This is a genomic window from Enterobacter sp. PL_is514 (assembly GCF_055816715.1).
The window spans coordinates 288,374-304,761 of sequence record NZ_JBVPGN010000032.1 but is presented as its reverse complement, the minus strand read 5'-3'; the positions used below and the strand labels follow the sequence as shown (position 1 = coordinate 304,761).

Sequence of the window (16,388 nt, the reverse complement as noted above, 5' to 3'; positions counted from 1 at the left end):
TCGTAGCCCACCGCGCCGTTAATGCCGGACTCGCTCAGCACGCGCCCGGCGGCGTCGTGGCGGTATGCGATCTCATCGCTTTCGATACCCAGGGCAACGCCTTCGGCCGTCGGCGTGCGGCGGATGCGGGTAATCTGGCCGTTCAGGTCGCGGAAGTAGCGGTACTCCGCGTGGCGCTGAGTACGCCCGATCAGCAGCCCGCTGTCGTCATAGCTGAACTGCTGGACGCGACGGGCGATACCGCCGTCGGCGGCAGGCCGTCCGTTTTCTTCGAGCGCGCAGAGGAACCCTCGCGCGTCCCATTCCATATAGCGCACGGTTTCATCCGGGCGCATTTCGCTGAGCGGGCGGCCCACGGCGTCGTAGGTGAACCGGTATTCCGCCCCGTTGCCGTTATCGAGCCGCAGCAGGTTACCGCGCGGGTCGTAGCGCCACTGGCGCACGCGGCCAATACGGTCGGTGAGGCTGACCGGGAGGCCGAGCGCGTTGTAGGCCCAGCTCACCTCGCTTTCCAGCGGGTCGCGCCAGCCCGTGAGCTGGCCGCGTTCGTTCCACACCAGCGACTCGCGGCTGCCGTCCGGATGGATCACGACGCTCAGCAGCCCGGCACGACTCCACTCCCGGCGCGTGATATTCCCTTCCGCATCCTCGCTGGCAATCAGCTGCCCGAATCGATCGTAGGTGAAGCGGGTCACGCTGCCGGAGCAGTCGGTGCGCTGCGTCAGCAGCGCCTGGTGGTTCCAGACCAGGCGCACCACGCCACCTGTGGCGTCGGTGATACTCTCAGGCAGGTTTTCTTCATCGTCAGGATAGCCATACGCGGTGGTGCTACCGGCCGGATCCGTTTCCGACAGCAGGCGACCGCGAAGGTCGTACATGGCCTGCGATGAGGTGCCGTCCGGGTACACCGTGCGGGTGATGCGGTCGGTCAGGCGATGCCAGTGGTACTCGGTGCGGCGGCCCGCCGGGTCCGTCTCGCTGGTCATGCGGCCGTATTTGTCCCACGTGCTGCGGCGCATTGCGCCGCCGGGCAGAATAACGTCGCAGAGCTCGCCGTCGCGGTAAACAAACGTCGTCTGGCGACCGTCGTAATCCGTGAAGCGCGCGACGTTGTCGTCGTCGTCCACCAGCCAGTGCGCCTGGGCGCCGTCATCGCGGATAGCACGGCGGATGCCATTTTCAAAATCGTATTCGAACGCCAGCTGTTCGCCGCCGCTGTGGCGGAAGCCGACCACGCGCGGCAGGCCGTCAATCTCCCGCCAGCGGTATTCGCTCAGCAGGCCGTTGGCGTCCTCATGGGCGCTCATCAGCCCGTCCTGCCAGCGGAAGCGTCGGCGCACGCTACCGCCCCGGCCGGTCACGGAGACAAGCTGGCGCTGTTCATCATAAGCGTAACTGACCAGGCAGATCTCGTCATCCAGCCATGCGCCGACGAGCCTGTCGCGGTCGTAGCGGCAGACCACGCGCTGGCTCGCGCTGTCGATCAGGGCATGCAGGGTATGATCCGCATTCCACTCGAAGAGGATATCGTTGCCGCAGGGTTCAGAGATGCGCTGAAGCAGCGACGGAGCATCATCCCGCAGCGGCGCATAGTGCCAGCGCTCGCCGCTGACGTCATACACCGACCAGCTGTCGTCAGAGTGATGTTCAAGCCAGTTTTTTTCGCTTTCGCAGTAGGTGCGCATCCCTTTCGGGACCTTCGGGAAGGCGACGTAATCGCCGGACGGCGCGCGCCACACCAGGCCGTCCTGGTAAGGCTCCAGGCGGCTTTCCCAGAACAGGCTCCAGCCGCGGCCCAGCACGCTGTCGCCGGGGTTGCCGCTGCGCCAGTAGCGCTGCCAGCGCACCGGAAGGCGGGAAGGCAGGACGAAGTCCAGCTCATCATCCCCGCTGAGAAATTTTTGTCCGCTGACGATATCCACCGGGCGGGCGATGATCCCCGCGGCCGCCACGCCTGTCATCAGCGTGCCGGCGCGACAGGCGATACGGGCCAGCTTATTGATGCCGGGGATTTTGCCCAGCAGCTTAGAGAGCGCCCCGGCTTTACCAGCGGCACCGCCCCACCCGCCGATAAGCCCGGCAAACAGCAGGGTAAGATCGGAGACTTTGTAGAGCCACTCGGGGACTTCAGACTGAATGGGGAGGGTTTGCTGCGGGTCGCCGCCGATAATGACGTTGTCCGAACCGGTCATCACCTTCGCGTCGCAGGTGGTGCGATCCCCGATGCGTGCCGCAGGCAGGCCGTTGATAGAGACCCGTGAAGAGCCTTCGGCCATCTGCTGCGAGCCATCGTCAGAGCACTTCACCGCGCTGTCCGTGGCCATGGCGGCGGGTTTACCGTTGATAAACACGTTGGGCGAGCCGGAGGTAATGACGCCTTTCTTCGTCATGCTGGATGCCCCGGCGTCCGCGATGCTGTCCCGGGCGGCGGTCGCCAGCTCCCCGGTGTAATACCCCACGGCCAGGCTGGCGCCGACGAGCAGGACGCCCACGCCAAGACAGGATGCACCAAGTCCGGCAATAAACATGGCTCCCGCCAGAATGCCTCCAGCGGCGGCAATCAGGCCGCCGACAATCGTTCCGGCAATCATCCCGGCCAGCGCACCGGAGTGGCCGATATCATCACCAACGCGTGCTGCTTCAAACATAACAACTGTCCCTGGTGTTAATGGTGGAAGCGGAAGCTCCTGAGAAGATCGCCAAACAGCGTGCTGTCAGCATCGCCCAGCGCGCGGGTGCAGGTCATGGTGAACACCAGAATGTTATTGCTGTCGACGTTAAATACGGCCTGCTGCTGCCATATGCGTTTCCCGTCGCGCAGGTAGGTAGCATGAACGGTTTCACCCTGTAAAAGGTCGTCGCCCAGCGTAGCGGCGCTGCGCTCACCCTGCTTCCAGCCCTTGATGTGTTTTTCCATCAGGGCGAGCTGGCGATCGATATACGCGGCAAGCGCTTCACCGGCGTTGAGAGCATCGCGGGAGATGTTGAACGCCGGTGCATCCGCAGCGGGCGACGCAAATACGTTGACGGTACGATCCTGATATCCCTCAGGAAAAGAGATCAGTCCTTCACTGAAAAGGCACTGCGAATGTTGTTCTGACATTGAGCGGGTCCCACCACATATTTTCAGAAGCGGTAAGTTTCGCATATGTGTTTAAGGCTGACTATCCCCAGATTATCGCCCCACCGCCACGCTCGCCGACAGCCCCGCCACCAGTTCAACCCCCTCCGGCAACCTGTCGATATGAATGCGCACCGGTACGCGCTGCGCCAGCCGCACCCAGCTAAAGGTAGGCTCGACGTCGGGCAGACCCAGCCCTCCCGTCTCGTCGTTGCTGTCCCCAATCCCATGCCCGATGCTCTCCACGTGCCCCGTGATGACCGGCTCGTATCCCATCAGCACAACCTGCGCGGCATCCCCAACGCGAATATGGCGCAGCTTGGTCTCTTCAAAGTATCCCACCACCCAGAAGCTGTGGGCATCGACGATGGCGACCTTTGTCTCCCCCGCCGTCGCGTAGTCTCCGGGCCGCAGCCGCAGGTGCGTAACGTACCCCGAAACCGGCGTACGGACGGTGGCGTGCGCCAGATTAAGCTCAGCCAGATCCAGCGCGGCCAGCGCGCCGTGATAATTGGCCGCCGCGACGTTCGCCGCGCTGCCGGTTTGCTGCAAGTCCTCGCCGGAGATGGCGTTTTTAATCAGCGTGCGGCGATGGGCCGCGTCCTGGCGCATCAGCATCTCATGGCGTTTCGACTCCACATCAGCCTGCGCGCTTGCCACCGCCAGCTTGAGCCAGCGCGGATCGATGGTGTAAAGCACATCGCCCCGATTCACCCACTGGTTATCCCGAACGGCCACGCTGATGACGGGCCCGGAGACGTCCGGCGCAATCTGCACCACATCCGCACGCACGCGCCCGTCGCGGGTCCACGGCGTTTCTGCGTAGTGTTTCCACATCATAAACGCCAGAAACGTAGCCGCCGCGACGACGCTCAACGTCAGCGCATACCGAGCCAGTAAAGAGAGCAGTGATTTCATGACAATAACCCCAACGCGGTCAGACCCTGCATCAGCAGGAAAAAGGTGACAATCCAGGTTGAAACATCCATCAGCGGGCGAAACGGCAAGCGCCGGTAGCCCCTGCTAAGAGAGAAAAGCGCGACGAGGCTTAGCGTGCAGACCAGCGCCGCGAGGGCGACCGTCAGCAGCCCCGGGATAAAAACCCCGCCGATATTAAGATCGTTAACCATAGTCAGGTCCCCCTAGTGCACAGTGCAGATCCACCAGCCTGAAGATAAACTGGCGCGTATGTTCATCTGCCGCAGGCAGATGGCGCTCGATAAGGGTGACGATGCGTTCCCGTAAGGCGTTGCGGTCTGCGGCGTTTATCCTATGAAAAAGTGCGTCAACCTCCCTGCCGGGCGGTGCGTCACTGCGGCGTAAATGCATGACCGACAGCCCCAGACGCAGCGCGTGTAGCAGCCGATCGAGCGCCTGCTCTGGCGCGCGCTCGCTGCGCTGCAGTCGCGGCAGCAACAGGGCGGTTCGGTCCATCATCAGGTTGATCCAGTGCGTTTCGTCAACCCGCAGCGTGCCCTTCACGCTGCGGCGAATGTCGCGCTGACAGAGGTTCAGCAGACGCGTGATGGCACCATCCGCCTGCACGGTTTGCAGCAGGCTCATGCTGATAACGGCAAAGCCGGTCGCGGCAAATAGCGCGATGGCGGTGTTGGCCGCAACGGCGAAGTCTCCGCTGTAGTGCGCCCCCAGCTCGCACAGAATGGGCAGCGTCAGGGTGATGCCCATCGCCATAAACGTGGTCGGTGGACGCGCCTGAAGCGACCCGGCCAGAAGATACGCAGGAGCCAGCACCGCCACCAGCACCGGGAAATCGCTCACCAGCGGCAGCAGCGCAAAGCTGTAGAACAGGCTAATTACCACGCCCCAGAACGAGCCAATGATGTATTTCACAATGTGGGGGGCCGGGGTGTCGAAGCTGCCAAACAGCGTGCAGCAGACCCCCAGGATAGACACCGCCGTACCGCCATCCGGCCATGCTGAGAAGATCCAGACCAGACAGCCGCTCAGGATAATAGCGAAAGCCCCCAGCGCCGTGCGGGCCGCGGTAAGAGGATCGCGGTGAAAAACGTAGCCTTTAGCCGCGCGGGTTTGCACCTCCCCAAAGACGGGTTTGGCATGGTGGATGGCGCTGGAAAGGCGCTCGCACTGCTGCAGAAGAGCGATAGCCTCCGCGAGGTAGCGGATAAAACTGACCAGCCGCGCGTCGTCAAACGTCTGCGCCTGCGCGGCATACCGATCGATGAGAAGCGCACAGCGGAGCCGCAGCGCCTCTGCCGTACTGCTGAGGCTAGCGCCTTCACCGGCCACCCAGGCCTGAACATCCTCCAGCAAGGCCTGCACGTCGGCGGGCAGGGTCCCAATCGTTGGCATGCGGTCGTGTAGTTCACAGTTTACGATAACGAGCCGCGCCAGCCGGTCATGAATCGCTTTTCTGGCCTGCCGCACCGGGGCGGAGAGGGCAAAATCGTACGGGATATGGTGGCTTATACCCTGCAGGAACTGCAGCGCCAGGGCCAGATACAGCGGTCCGGAAGCCGCATCGGGCTTGCCCGCTAAGGTATCCGCCACCCGCTCGCGCGTGGCCTGTAGCGTCTGGGATAATTTAGCGTTGAACAGCCCTGATACCCGCGCGGGCAGCACGTAGCGGTGAATCAGCGCCGCGCAGAAAATCCCGATCGCGATCTCCTGCACGCGGACAATGGCGACGTTAAATATGCCGCCGGGATCGGATACCGCGGGAAAACCAATCAGGCTCGCGGTGTAGCCCGCCAGCACAAAGGCATAGGCCCGGGGCGTGCGCTCCAGCAGGGAGAGCCACAGGCAGAATACGATCCAGCCCGTCAGCACCATGCTGCACAGGATCGGCGTATTCGCGAAGGTGGGCACAATCAGAACGGTCGCGCTGGCCCCGACAACCGTACCGGCCAGCCGGTAGAGGCTTCTGCTGAGCGATGCCCCGACCGACGTTTGCGACACGATGTAAACCGTAATAATCGCCCATGAGGGGCGTTCGAGGCCGATAGACAGCGCGAGGTAATAAGCGAGCATCGCCGCGGCGAAACTCTTTGCGGCGTAGATCAGCGCCCCCGCGTCGTTTTGCAGCGCGGCGGGCAGGCGCACGGGATAAGAGAAGACGTTTTTCATGCCGGAATTATTACCGGCTTGCAGACCCGCTTAAATACTCTATTCTGTCAAAAAATACCTGAATGTTGCCAGAATCGTGAAGCCTCAATCTGCTACTACGCTGTATGACCCCGACTCTACCGTCAGCCCGGCGGTGGCGCGTCATCTGGACTTCGTGGACTACGCCGCGGAAGTGCCGGTGCATAGCCATCGGAAAGGACAGCTGATTATTGCCCGGTACGGTGCGGTCAGCTGTTACGCGGAGAATGACATCTGGATCGTACCGCCAGACTGCGCCGTCTGGATCCCAGGGGGGATCCCGCACAGCGCCAAAGCGACCTGGAACGCGCATCTGAACTATCTGTTTATTGAGCCCGGCGCGGCGGCGCTGCCGGAGAGATGCTGCACGCTGGCGATCTCGCCGCTGATCAAGGAGTTGGTCGATCGCCTAACCCGCGAGGGCGTTGATTATCCGCCCGACGGCCATGTCGCCAGGCTAATCAGGGTCACGCTGGATGAGCTTGCCAGCATGCCGCAGCAGAAGCTGAGCCTGCCGGTCTCAACCGACCCGAAAATTCGCGCCATGGCCGACGCGCTGGTCAGCCGCCCTGAGGACCGAAGCACCCTTAAGGAGTGGGCGAAACGGCTTGCCCTCAGCGAGCGTTCGTTTGCACGCCTGATGCAGCGCGAGACCGGGCTGAGCTTCGGGCGATGGCGCCAGCAGCTGCATTTGATTATTGCCCTGCGGGAGCTGGCAAGCGGCGAACCGGTCCAGAACGTGGCGACAACGCTCGGGTACGAATCCGTGAACGCCTTTATCACCATGTTCCGAAAAGCGATGGGCAGCACGCCCGCGCATTACTTTGCCGAACGGAAAACAGCGGCCGTTAACCCGGCCCCTCGCTCCCCGCCGCCAGCAGCGGCACCACCACGTCGCTGATGGGCACCGCAATGCCGTGCTTGCGGCCGTAACGCTGGATCACGCCGTTACGGATATCCCACTCCATCGGACGGTTGGCCTGACGGTCGGCCAGAATAGACGTACCCAGGTCCTCAGGCGCACGCTGAAAGTTCGCCAGGATCTCCTGCGCCACGTCATCGTTCAGCTTCGCCCCTTCCGCGCGGGCGACAGTAAGCCCCTCGCGCAGGTAGGCCAGCGAAAGTTCGCTGATATCCTCGCGCCTGAACATCCCGGCGCGGCGGTTGGCCAGCACCATCAGCCCGGCGACCGCGTTTTGCAGCAGCTTGCGCCAGGCGACGGTGGCGAAATCTGCCGAGAGTGCAACTTCACAGCGCGTACCGCGAAGCGCCTCCACCACCCGCTGCGCCTGCGGCATGTCCGGCAGCGTCAGGCGCGGCTTCGCCCGCAGCCAGACGGAGGCATCCGGCTCGCGCTGCGCCGGGAACCAGACCACCGACGGCAGCACCGTTGCGCCACTGACCAAAGGCTCAAGCTGAGCTTTCTGCTCAACGCCGTTTTGCAGGGCGCAGACCACCGTATTTTCATCGCACAGCGCGCGCAGCCACCCGGCGCTGTCGGCGTTTTGCGTCGTTTTCACCGCGATAAAAACGAGGTCAACGGGACGCGCGATGGCTGTCGGATCGGTTAATACCGGACCGGGCACCACCGTTTCACCCTCATCGTGGCGCAGGCGTAACGCCGCATGTGCGGTCCGTCCGCACAGCAGCGGCGTGCGGCCAGCGTCATGCAGTACTGCGGCAATGGTGGTGCCAATCGCACCGGGTCCTATCAGCGCAATGGTTGGATAGTCAGACATGAGTCACTCCCCTTTTGCTAAGCCTGCTATCAGTTATACCACCCTGAGACGAGCGCGCCACACCCGTTGTCTATACTCAACATTCACAGACAACGGAGTGCGCCATGCCTTTACCCGATTTCAAATCCTCTGAACCGTTCACCCTTGGCATCGAGCTCGAACTGCAGGTGGTTAACCCGCCGGGGTACGATCTCAGCCAGGACTCCTCCGCGCTCATCGCCGCCGTCAAAGACGACATCAAAGGCGGCGAAGTCAAACACGACATCACCGAAAGCATGCTCGAAATCGCCACCGGCGTGTGTCAGACCATCGATCAGGCGGCGGCACAGTTCTCAGTGATGCAGCAGAGCATCCTGCGCGCGGCGGCAGAGCAGCACATTCAGATCTGCGGCGGCGGGACGCATCCGTTCCAGAAATGGCAGCGCCAGGAGGTGTGCGACGACGAGCGCTATAACGTCACGCTGGAGCGCTTTGGCTATCTGATTTTGCAGGCAACGGTATTCGGTCAGCACGTTCACGTCGGCTGCCGGACCGGGGATGACGCGATTTACCTGCTGCACGGCCTGTCGCGCTTCGTGCCGCATTTTATCGCCCTGGCGGCCGCCTCGCCGTATATGCAGGGCACCGACACGAAGTTCTCCTCGTCGCGGCTCAACATCTTTTCAGGGTTCCCGGATAACGGCCAGATGCCGTGGGTCAACAGCTGGCAGGAGTTCGAGGGGCTGTTCCGCCGCCTGAGTTCCACCAGCATGATCGACAGCATCAAGGATCTGCACTGGGATATTCGCCCCAGCCCGCATTTTGGCACCGTGGAGGTGCGGGTGATGGATACGCCGCTGACGCTCGGCCACGCGATTAACATCGCTGGGCTGATCCAGGCGACGTCCCACTGGCTGCTGACCACGCGGCCTTATAAGCATCAGGAAAAAGATTTTCTGCTGTACCGCTTTAACCGTTTTCAGGCGTGTCGCTACGGGCTGGAGGGGATCCTGACGGACGTGCACACCGGCGAGCACAAAACCGTGGCGGAAGATATCGCCTGGCTACTGGAGCAGGTTGCGCCGTCGGCCGAGAAGCTTGGCGCGACGAGCGCAATTAATGAAATTGCCCTGCTGTTAAAGCAGGGCAAGAGCGAGGCGCAGCGCATGCGGGAGTTTATCGCCGACGGCGGCTCGCTGATTTCTCTGGTGCAGAAGCACTGCGAGCTGTGGGCGACGAGTCCGTAAGGCCGTGGCCCCACTCGCGCAGGCGCTGGAACAGCACGAACAGCGCCGGGATGAACAGGATCCCCACCACGGTCGCCACCAGCATGCCGCTGAACACCGTGGTGCCGATGATGCGGCGGCTCTGGGCACCTGCCCCGGTCGCCAGCATCATGGGCAGAACGCCGATAATGAACGACACGGCGGTCATCATCACCGCCCGGAAACGGCGCGAGGCCCCTTCCCGCGCGGCATCGACAATCGCCATTCCGTCCATACGCCGCGCGCGGGCGAACTCGACGATAAGAATCGCGTTCTTGGCCGCTAACGCGATCAGCAATACCAGACCAATCTGCACGTACACGTCGTTGGCGTATCCGGCCATCCACAGCCAGACCAGCGCCCCGCCGATGGCGAACAGCACCGAGAGCATCACGCTCGCCGGGAGCGTCCAGCTCTCGTACTGGGCGACGAGGAACAGCCACGCCATCACCACCGCCGCCAGCACGATCCAGATCGCCTGATTGCCGGTCTGCTGCTCCTGATACGACATGCCGCTCCAGGCGTAGTCGTATCCGGCCGGCAGGCTCTCCGCCAGAATCTCACCCATCGCCGCCATCGCGGTGCTGCTGCTCACCCCAGCCGCTGCCGAGCCGCTCACCGACACCGACGGGAACTGGTTGTACTGCTGCAGGAACGGCGCGCCGACGGTTGGCGTGATGGTGACGAGGTTGCTCAGGCGCACCCGCTCGCCGCTGTTGCTGCGCACGAACAGCTCGCCGATCTGCTCCGCACGCTCGCGCCACTGCATCTCGTTCTGCATCACCACGTGGTAGACGCGGTTGTTGATGCTGAAATCCCCGGCGCGCGTGCCGCCAAAGGCGGTTTGCAGGCTGCTGAAGATGCGCGATACCGGCACGTCGAGACGCGCGGCGCGCTCGCGGTCAACGGTCAGCGTCAGCTGCGGCACGCTGCTGCTCCAGGTGGTGAACACGCGGCTCAGTTGCGGATGCTGGTTGGCTTTCGCCAGCACCTCGCGGGTGACGCGCTCCAGCTCCGCCGGGCTCTGCCCCGCCTGAGCCTGGATGCGCAGGTCAAAGCCGGAGGCGTTGCCCAGCCCCGGCAGCGTCGGCGGCGCGAAGGTCATTATGGTCGCTTCCGGCAGGGCCAGCAGTTGGCGCTGCAGGGTGCCCATCACCTCCTCCAGCGGCGGACGCTCGCTCCAGTCCTTCAGCATGATGGAGATAAACCCGCCGTTGGAGGCGCTGGTGCCGTTGAGGATGTTAAACCCGGAGACCTGAATCACATCCTCCACCGCCGGATTTTTGGCGATCAGCTCCCGCGCGGTGGTCATCACCGCTTCGGTACGCTCCAGCGAGGCCGCTTCCGGCAGCTGGACGCTGGCAAAGAAATAACCCTGATCTTCCTGCGGCAGGAAACCTTTTGGCATCGACGTAAAGCTGAACAGCACGACTGCCGCCGCGCCTGCGGTGGCCAGCAGCGCCAGCCACGGACGCAGGTTTAAGACATTCACGATGCGGGTGTAGAAACCGCGCGTGGCGTCCAGCCCGCGGTTAAAGGCGCGATAAACGGCCGCTGGTTTCTCCGGGCGCGGACGCAGCAGCATCGCGCACAGCGCGGGCGTCAGGGTCAGCGCCACGAGGCTTGAGAGCGTCACGGCAGTCGAGAGCGTCACCGCAAACTGGCGGTAAAGCTCGCCGACAATCCCCGGCAGGAGCGCCACCGGCACAAATACCGCCAGCAGCACCAGCGTCGTCGCGATGACAGGCCCGGCGATCTGGCGCAGCGCCAGCGCGGTCGCCGCCGTGCGGCTCTGCCCTTCCGCCATCAGCATTTCGACGCTCTCCACCACCACGATGGCGTCATCCACCACCATGGTCAGCGCCAGAATAATGGCGAACAGGCTGAGGGTGTTGGCGGAGTAGCCGAGCGTGTAGAGCACCGAGAAGGTGCCCACCAGCGACACCGGAATGGCGAGGGCGACAATCAGCGTCGCGCGCCAGCTTTGCAGGAACAGGGAAACGACCACCACAACCGCCAACATGGTGAGCGCCAGCGAGACGCCGATCTCCTTAATGGTGGCGGCAACAAAGGAGGTGGTGTCGAATTTCACCTCGTAGACCAGGTCATCCGGGAAGCGCGTCGAGAGTCGCTCCAGCTCCGCGCGCACCGCGTCGGCCACGCGCAGGGCGTTGGCGGATGGGGTCGGGTAGATGCCGAGGTAGGCGGAATCGTGCCCGTTCAGCTGCGCGCCGGAGCTGTAGCTGCGCGAGCCGAGCTCGATGGTGGCGACGTCCTTCAGGCGCACCAGCTGGCCCATCTCCCCCGCGCGGATGATGATGTCGGCAAACTCGTCGGCCTGGCTTAAGCGCCCCAGCCCGTTGATGGTCAGGGTCTGCTGCTGGCCGTTAAACACCGGCGGCGTGCCCACCTGACCCGCCGCGCCCTGCACGTTCTGCTCGCGCAGCGCCTGCGCCACGTCGTCGGTGGTGACGTTCAGGGCGTTCATACGGTCCGGGCGCAGCCAGATGCGCATGCTGTAGTCGCGCGCGCCAAACATCTGCACCTGCCCCACGCCGGGCAGACGCGACAGCGCCTCGCGCACCTGGGTGCTGGCGTAGTTGCTGACGAACAGCGGCGTGTGGGTGTTATTCGGTGAGTAAAGACTTACCCCCATCATCAGGTTGGTGGCCCGCTTGCGCACCTGCACGCCGTTTTGCTGCGCCTCGGTGGGCAGCTGCGCCACGGCCTGCGCCACGCGGTTCTGCACGTCGATGGCGGCGAGGTCCGGATCGGTGCCCGCCGCAAAGGTGATGTTCAGGCTGTACGTGCCTTCGTCCGAACTGGTGGACTCCATGTAGAGCATATGGTCCACGCCGTTCAGCTGCGTCTCCAGCGGCGTGGCGATGGCCTCCGCCACGTCAGCGGAGCTGGCGCCCGGCCAACTGGCAGAGACGTTCACCACCGGCGGCGTGATCTGCGGATACTGCTCCACCGGGATAATCTTCAGCGCAATGGCCCCCAGCAGGGTGATGACCAGCGCAATCACCATCGCGAAGCGCGGGCGTTTGATGAAAAACGTCAGCATGATGGCTCCTTAATTCAGTATCTGGACGGCAGCGCCGGGCTGCACGCGCTGCACGCCGTCAGTAATCGCTCGCTCACCGGGCTTCACGCCGGATGAAATCTGGAACTGCTGGCCAATCTGTCCGGCGACCTTAAGCGGGCGCATTTCGGCGTTGCCGTCGGCGTTAACCACCCAGGCAAAGAACCCGTCGCCGTTCTGCTGGACCGCGGCGGCAGGCAGGGTCAGCACCGGCTGCTCGCTTGCCGGTCGCAGGGTCACGTTTACGTTGCCTCCGGGCAGGAGCTGATGGCGCGGATTGGCGAACTCGGCGCGCAGCATCACGCTGGCGGTGCGCGGGTCGATGCGATTGTCCACCGACGTCAGTTCACCGCTGACGCGCTGGCCGTTGCTGTCAATTAATGCCTGCCAGGCCTGCTTCATGGCGCTGATATCCGCATGTTGTCCGGCTTTGGCCGCAAACGCCCTCTCTTCCAGCGCAAAGGCGATACGGATGGGATCGAGTTGGACCACCTCCACCAGCACGCCGCTGGCAGGGTTGACCAGGCTACCCACGTGGAAGCTGCTGTGCCCCACGCGGCCGTCAATCGGCGAGGTGATGCGGGTGTAGTTCAGGGTGACGCTGCGGGTGTCGAGGCGGGCTTTGGCCTGCTCCAGCGCGGCGCTCGCCACGTCCCGCTGCATGCGGGCATTGTCCACGTCGTGACGGCTGATGGCGTTGCTGCTGCCCAGGCTTTCAAAGCGGGAAAGCTGCTGCTGCGCCTGACGCAGCGTGGCTTCGGCGCTTCTCACTTCGGCCTGCGCCAGGCGCAGGGCGGCGCGCGGCTCGGCGTCGTCCAGCTCAAACAGCACGTCGCCTTTTTTCACGTACTGCCCGTCGCGGAAGTGGATTTGGGTAATCACGCCTTCCGTGCGGGCGCGCAGCTCAACGGTGTGGATGGCTTCGATGCGGCCCGGGATCTGGCGCTCGGCGGCATGGGCGGTCTGCTCCACGGTGGCGATGCGCACGGGGATGGCGGCGGCGAATACGGGTTGCAGGGTACTGACAAGAAGTGCAAACAGGACCGGGAGTTTCATGGGAGTACCTCAGCGTTGTTTCTCCCCTCACCCCGGCCCTCTCCCCAAAGGGGAGAGGGAGAAAACCGGGCGGTCCCCTCTCCCCTGTGGGGAGAGGGTTAGGGTGAGGGGTAAGGTTTTCGTTATGCAGCCTTACGGAACCTGCGGGTCAGTCGCTTCTCGATTTCGACGACGAAGAACATCACGCCTGCAACGGCCAGGGTCACAAACCAGTAGCGCAGCGGCAGGGCTTCGGTGCCGAACAGCATCTGCATAAACGGCAGGTAGATAATCGCCGCCTGGAGCAGGAACAGCACGCCCGTCACCAGCCAGATCCCTTTGTTCGCCAGCAGACCGCGGTTCAGGGAGAACCCTTCAGTGTTGCGGCAGTTAATCATGTACACCCACTGGGCGCAGACCAGCATCTGCAGCAGCACGGTGCGGATGAACTCCGCGCTGTGGCCGCGCGGGGCCAGCCAGGCTTCCAGCGCAAAGGCGGCGATGGCAATCATGGTGCCGACGAAGGCCACGCGCCAGACGGCGTAGGCATCCATCACGTGCTGCCCGGTCTGACGCGGCGGACGGCGCATGATGTTGCGCTCGGCGGCCTCAAAGGCCAGGCCGAAGGAGAGCGTGGCGGAGGTAGCCATGTTCATCCACAGAATCAGCACCGGCGTCAGCGGAATGATGTTCCCCGCCAGCAGCGCAATCACAATCAGCAGCCCCTGCGCCAGGTTGGTCGGCATGATGAACAGGATGGTCTTCTTCAGGTTGTCGTAAACGCGACGCCCCTCTTTCACCGCGCTGGCGATGGTGGCGAAGTTATCGTCCGTCAGGACCATATCCGCCGCCTCTTTGGTCACTTCCGTGCCCTTGATGCCCATCGCGATGCCCACGTCAGCCTGACGCAGCGCCGGGGCATCGTTCACGCCGTCACCGGTCATGCCGACGATTTCACCTTTGTCCTGCAGCGCTTTCACCAGGCGCAGCTTATGCTCCGGGCTGGTACGGGCGAAGATGTCATACTTCACCGCGGCGTCCGCCAGCGCGGCGTCGTCCATCTTCTCCAGCTCGTAGCCGGTAACCGCCTGCTCGCTGTTGGTGATCCCCAGCATCTGGCCAATGCTCATCGCCGTCTGCGGGTGATCCCCGGTGATCATCTTCACGCGGATCCCCGCCTGCTGGCAGGCGTTAATCGCGTCAATCGCTTCTGGACGCGGCGGATCCATCATCCCTGCGATGCCGAGGAAGATCAGGCCGTGGCTCAGGTCATCGTGCGTCAGCTCCTGCTCGCCGTTCGCCGGCCTGAACGCCGCGGCGACCATGCGCAGCCCCTGGCGCGCATAGCGCTCCATCTCGCTTTCCCAGTACGCGCGGTTGAAGGCTTCCGCACCGTTGCGGGTCTGCTGCTGCGCGCAGAGGGCGAAAATCACGTCCGGCGCGCCGGTGATCAGGATCTGCTCCTCACCGCCAATCTGGTAGTGGGTGCTCATGTACTTGTACTGCGAGTCAAACGGGATCTTGTTAACCAGCGTGGTCACGACAGGCTCGAGGTTAGCCTTCGCCGCCAGCACCTTCAGCGCGCCCTCGGTCGGCCCACCGGTGATGCCCCACAGCCCGCGATCGTCCTGAATCAACTGGCTGTCGTTACACAGGTCGATGGTGCGCAGGTACTGCTCCAGCACGGTGCCCGGCTGGATCTGCACCGGCTCGTCGCTGCCTTCCAGGTAGATGTTGCCCACCGGCTCGTAGCTGTTGCCGTCCACGCGATAGCAGGCGTCGGCGGTAATGATGGCTTTGACCGTCATCTCGTTCATGGTCAGGGTACCGGTTTTATCCGAGCAGACCACGGTCATCGCGCCCAGGGTTTCAACCGTCGGCAGCTTGCGGATAATCGCCCGCTTGCGCGCCATCGCCTGCACGCCCAGGGAGAGGATGATGGAGATAATTGCCGGCAGACCTTCCGGTACGGAGGCGACCGCCAGGCTAATCAGGGAGAGCAGCAGCTCGCCCATTGGGATTTCGCGGAATACCAGGCTGAAGACAAACAGCGCGGCCATCATCGCCAGAATAATGGCGAAGATCGCTTTACCCAGCTTGTCCATCTGCACCAGCAGCGGCGTGCGGTGCTTTTCGATACCCGCCATCATCTGGTTGATGTGGCCGAGTTCCGTATCCTGACCGGTCGCGGTGACCACACCGACGCCGCCGCCCGCGCTGACTGTCGTCCCGGAGAAGACCATGTTGGTACGATCGCCCAGCGGTAATTCGCCGCTCAGCGGATTAACGTGTTTATCCACCACGGTGGATTCACCGGTCAGAATCGCTTCTTCCACGCGTAAATTATGCGCTTCGATTAAACGCATATCCGCCGGAATACGATCCCCCGCGCGTAATACAATAATATCGCCCGGGACTATTTCAGTTGTGGGGATTGTTTCATGGTTACCGTTACGAATAACGCGCGCCTCGCTGGCGAGCATATTACGAATACTCTTCAGGGATTTTTCCGCGTTGCTTTCCTGAATATAGCCAATTAAGGCATTAATTACCGCCACGCCTAAAATAACCAGCGTATCCACCCAGTGGCCCATTATTGCCGTTAATACGGCGGCGGCCAGCAGGACATAAATCAGCACATCATTAAAATGGGCCAGGAAACGCAGCCAGGCGGGCTTGCCTTTTTTCTCCGGCAGCGCGTTCGGACCTGATTTTTGCAGACGCGCCTGCGCCTCCGCACGATCCAGACCGCTGGCCTGGCTCTGCGCGTGTGCAAGCACCTGCTCTGCGGTCTGCTGGTATGCCAGCCCGCCGGAAGGCGGCATGTTTGGGGACAATTTTTTTTCGGTCATCGTATTTTTCCTTCAATATCCGGTGAACTGAAGCCTGAATTCCTTTCGGGCTTAAATAAATTCATTTTAAAGTCTTGCGGGTAAAATTGATCTACCGCAATATAATGACTTCTCGGTTATTCAAAACTGATTAAAACTATTTCGATGAGCTGATTTTTACAAAATATTTCTAAACCAATACTAAACGAG

General features: G+C 62.8%; 11 protein-coding genes. 2 read left to right on the top strand and 9 right to left on the bottom strand.

Features of this window, described 5'->3' with window-relative positions:
• The 5 genes from AC0TNG_RS13075 to AC0TNG_RS13055 form a co-directional block, all read right to left on the bottom strand.
• Positions 1-2,648, bottom strand: a 2,648-nt coding sequence (locus tag AC0TNG_RS13075; protein WP_473713260.1) for a PAAR domain-containing protein, incomplete at its 3' end; no start/stop codon positions are given.
• Positions 2,649-2,665: 17 nt separating this feature from the next.
• Positions 2,666-3,103 carry a DcrB-related protein gene (locus AC0TNG_RS13070; RefSeq protein WP_148768464.1) on the bottom strand — a complete coding sequence of 146 codons (438 nt, stop codon included), beginning with the start codon at positions 3,101-3,103 and terminating at the stop codon, positions 2,666-2,668.
• A gap of 72 nt (positions 3,104-3,175) precedes the next feature.
• Positions 3,176-4,039: an HlyD family secretion protein gene (locus tag AC0TNG_RS13065; protein ID WP_473713259.1), complete on the bottom strand. Its 864-nt coding sequence runs from the start codon at positions 4,037-4,039 to the stop codon at positions 3,176-3,178.
• Positions 4,036-4,251, bottom strand: a complete 216-nt coding sequence (locus tag AC0TNG_RS13060) for a DUF1656 domain-containing protein (RefSeq protein ID WP_024906912.1) — start codon at positions 4,249-4,251, stop codon at positions 4,036-4,038. The genes AC0TNG_RS13065 and AC0TNG_RS13060 overlap by 4 nt, the downstream gene beginning before the upstream one ends.
• On the bottom strand, positions 4,244-6,226 hold the full coding sequence (locus tag AC0TNG_RS13055) for an FUSC family protein (protein ID WP_473713258.1): 1,983 nt from the start codon (positions 6,224-6,226) through the stop codon (positions 4,244-4,246). Before AC0TNG_RS13055 ends, AC0TNG_RS13060 begins: the two co-directional genes overlap by 8 nt.
• 76 nt (positions 6,227-6,302) lie before the next feature.
• Here AC0TNG_RS13055 and AC0TNG_RS13050 point away from each other — a divergent pair, with 76 nt between their 5' ends.
• On the top strand, positions 6,303-7,145 hold the full coding sequence (locus AC0TNG_RS13050) for an AraC family transcriptional regulator (protein ID WP_148768616.1): 843 nt from the start codon (positions 6,303-6,305) through the stop codon (positions 7,143-7,145).
• Here AC0TNG_RS13050 and AC0TNG_RS13045 read toward each other — a convergent pair.
• Entirely contained in the window at positions 7,093-7,983 is an 891-nt protein-coding gene (locus AC0TNG_RS13045; protein ID WP_417927034.1) for an oxidoreductase, read from the bottom strand. The genes AC0TNG_RS13050 and AC0TNG_RS13045 overlap by 53 nt on opposite strands.
• 104 nt (positions 7,984-8,087) lie before the next feature.
• On the opposite strand from AC0TNG_RS13045, the gene AC0TNG_RS13040 reads away from it, so the two are divergent.
• Positions 8,088-9,209, top strand: coding sequence for a YbdK family carboxylate-amine ligase (locus AC0TNG_RS13040; protein WP_024906908.1), 1,122 nt, complete (start codon positions 8,088-8,090; stop codon positions 9,207-9,209).
• On the opposite strand, the gene AC0TNG_RS13035 is transcribed toward AC0TNG_RS13040, so the two are convergent.
• The 3 genes from AC0TNG_RS13035 to AC0TNG_RS13025 all read right to left on the bottom strand — a co-directional run bounded on the left by AC0TNG_RS13035 (position 9,139) and on the right by AC0TNG_RS13025 (position 16,199).
• Positions 9,139-12,294 carry an efflux RND transporter permease subunit gene (locus AC0TNG_RS13035; RefSeq protein WP_473713257.1) on the bottom strand — a complete coding sequence of 1,052 codons (3,156 nt, stop codon included), beginning with the start codon at positions 12,292-12,294 and terminating at the stop codon, positions 9,139-9,141. The two genes, AC0TNG_RS13040 and AC0TNG_RS13035, sit on opposite strands and share 71 nt — an antisense overlap.
• A 9-nt stretch (positions 12,295-12,303) precedes the next feature.
• Complete coding sequence (locus AC0TNG_RS13030) at positions 12,304-13,368, bottom strand: efflux RND transporter periplasmic adaptor subunit (protein WP_473713256.1); 1,065 nt, start codon at positions 13,366-13,368, stop codon at positions 12,304-12,306.
• A 122-nt stretch (positions 13,369-13,490) separates the two neighbouring features.
• Positions 13,491-16,199, bottom strand: a complete 2,709-nt coding sequence (locus AC0TNG_RS13025) for a cation-transporting P-type ATPase (RefSeq protein WP_061715823.1) — start codon at positions 16,197-16,199, stop codon at positions 13,491-13,493.
• Between the last annotated feature and the right edge of the window lie 189 nt (positions 16,200-16,388).

Coding starts and splice junctions, on each gene's coding strand:
- AC0TNG_RS13070 (WP_148768464.1), bottom strand. CDS start 3,103: ATGTCAGAACAACATTCGCAGTGCCTTTTCAGTGAAGGACTGATCTCT.
- AC0TNG_RS13065 (WP_473713259.1), bottom strand. CDS start 4,039: ATGAAATCACTGCTCTCTTTACTGGCTCGGTATGCGCTGACGTTGAGC.
- AC0TNG_RS13060 (WP_024906912.1), bottom strand. CDS start 4,251: ATGGTTAACGATCTTAATATCGGCGGGGTTTTTATCCCGGGGCTGCTG.
- AC0TNG_RS13055 (WP_473713258.1), bottom strand. CDS start 6,226: ATGAAAAACGTCTTCTCTTATCCCGTGCGCCTGCCCGCCGCGCTGCAA.
- AC0TNG_RS13045 (WP_417927034.1), bottom strand. CDS start 7,983: ATGTCTGACTATCCAACCATTGCGCTGATAGGACCCGGTGCGATTGGC.
- AC0TNG_RS13040 (WP_024906908.1), top strand. CDS start 8,088: ATGCCTTTACCCGATTTCAAATCCTCTGAACCGTTCACCCTTGGCATC.
- AC0TNG_RS13035 (WP_473713257.1), bottom strand. CDS start 12,294: ATGCTGACGTTTTTCATCAAACGCCCGCGCTTCGCGATGGTGATTGCG.
- AC0TNG_RS13030 (WP_473713256.1), bottom strand. CDS start 13,368: ATGAAACTCCCGGTCCTGTTTGCACTTCTTGTCAGTACCCTGCAACCC.
- AC0TNG_RS13025 (WP_061715823.1), bottom strand. CDS start 16,199: ATGACCGAAAAAAAATTGTCCCCAAACATGCCGCCTTCCGGCGGGCTG.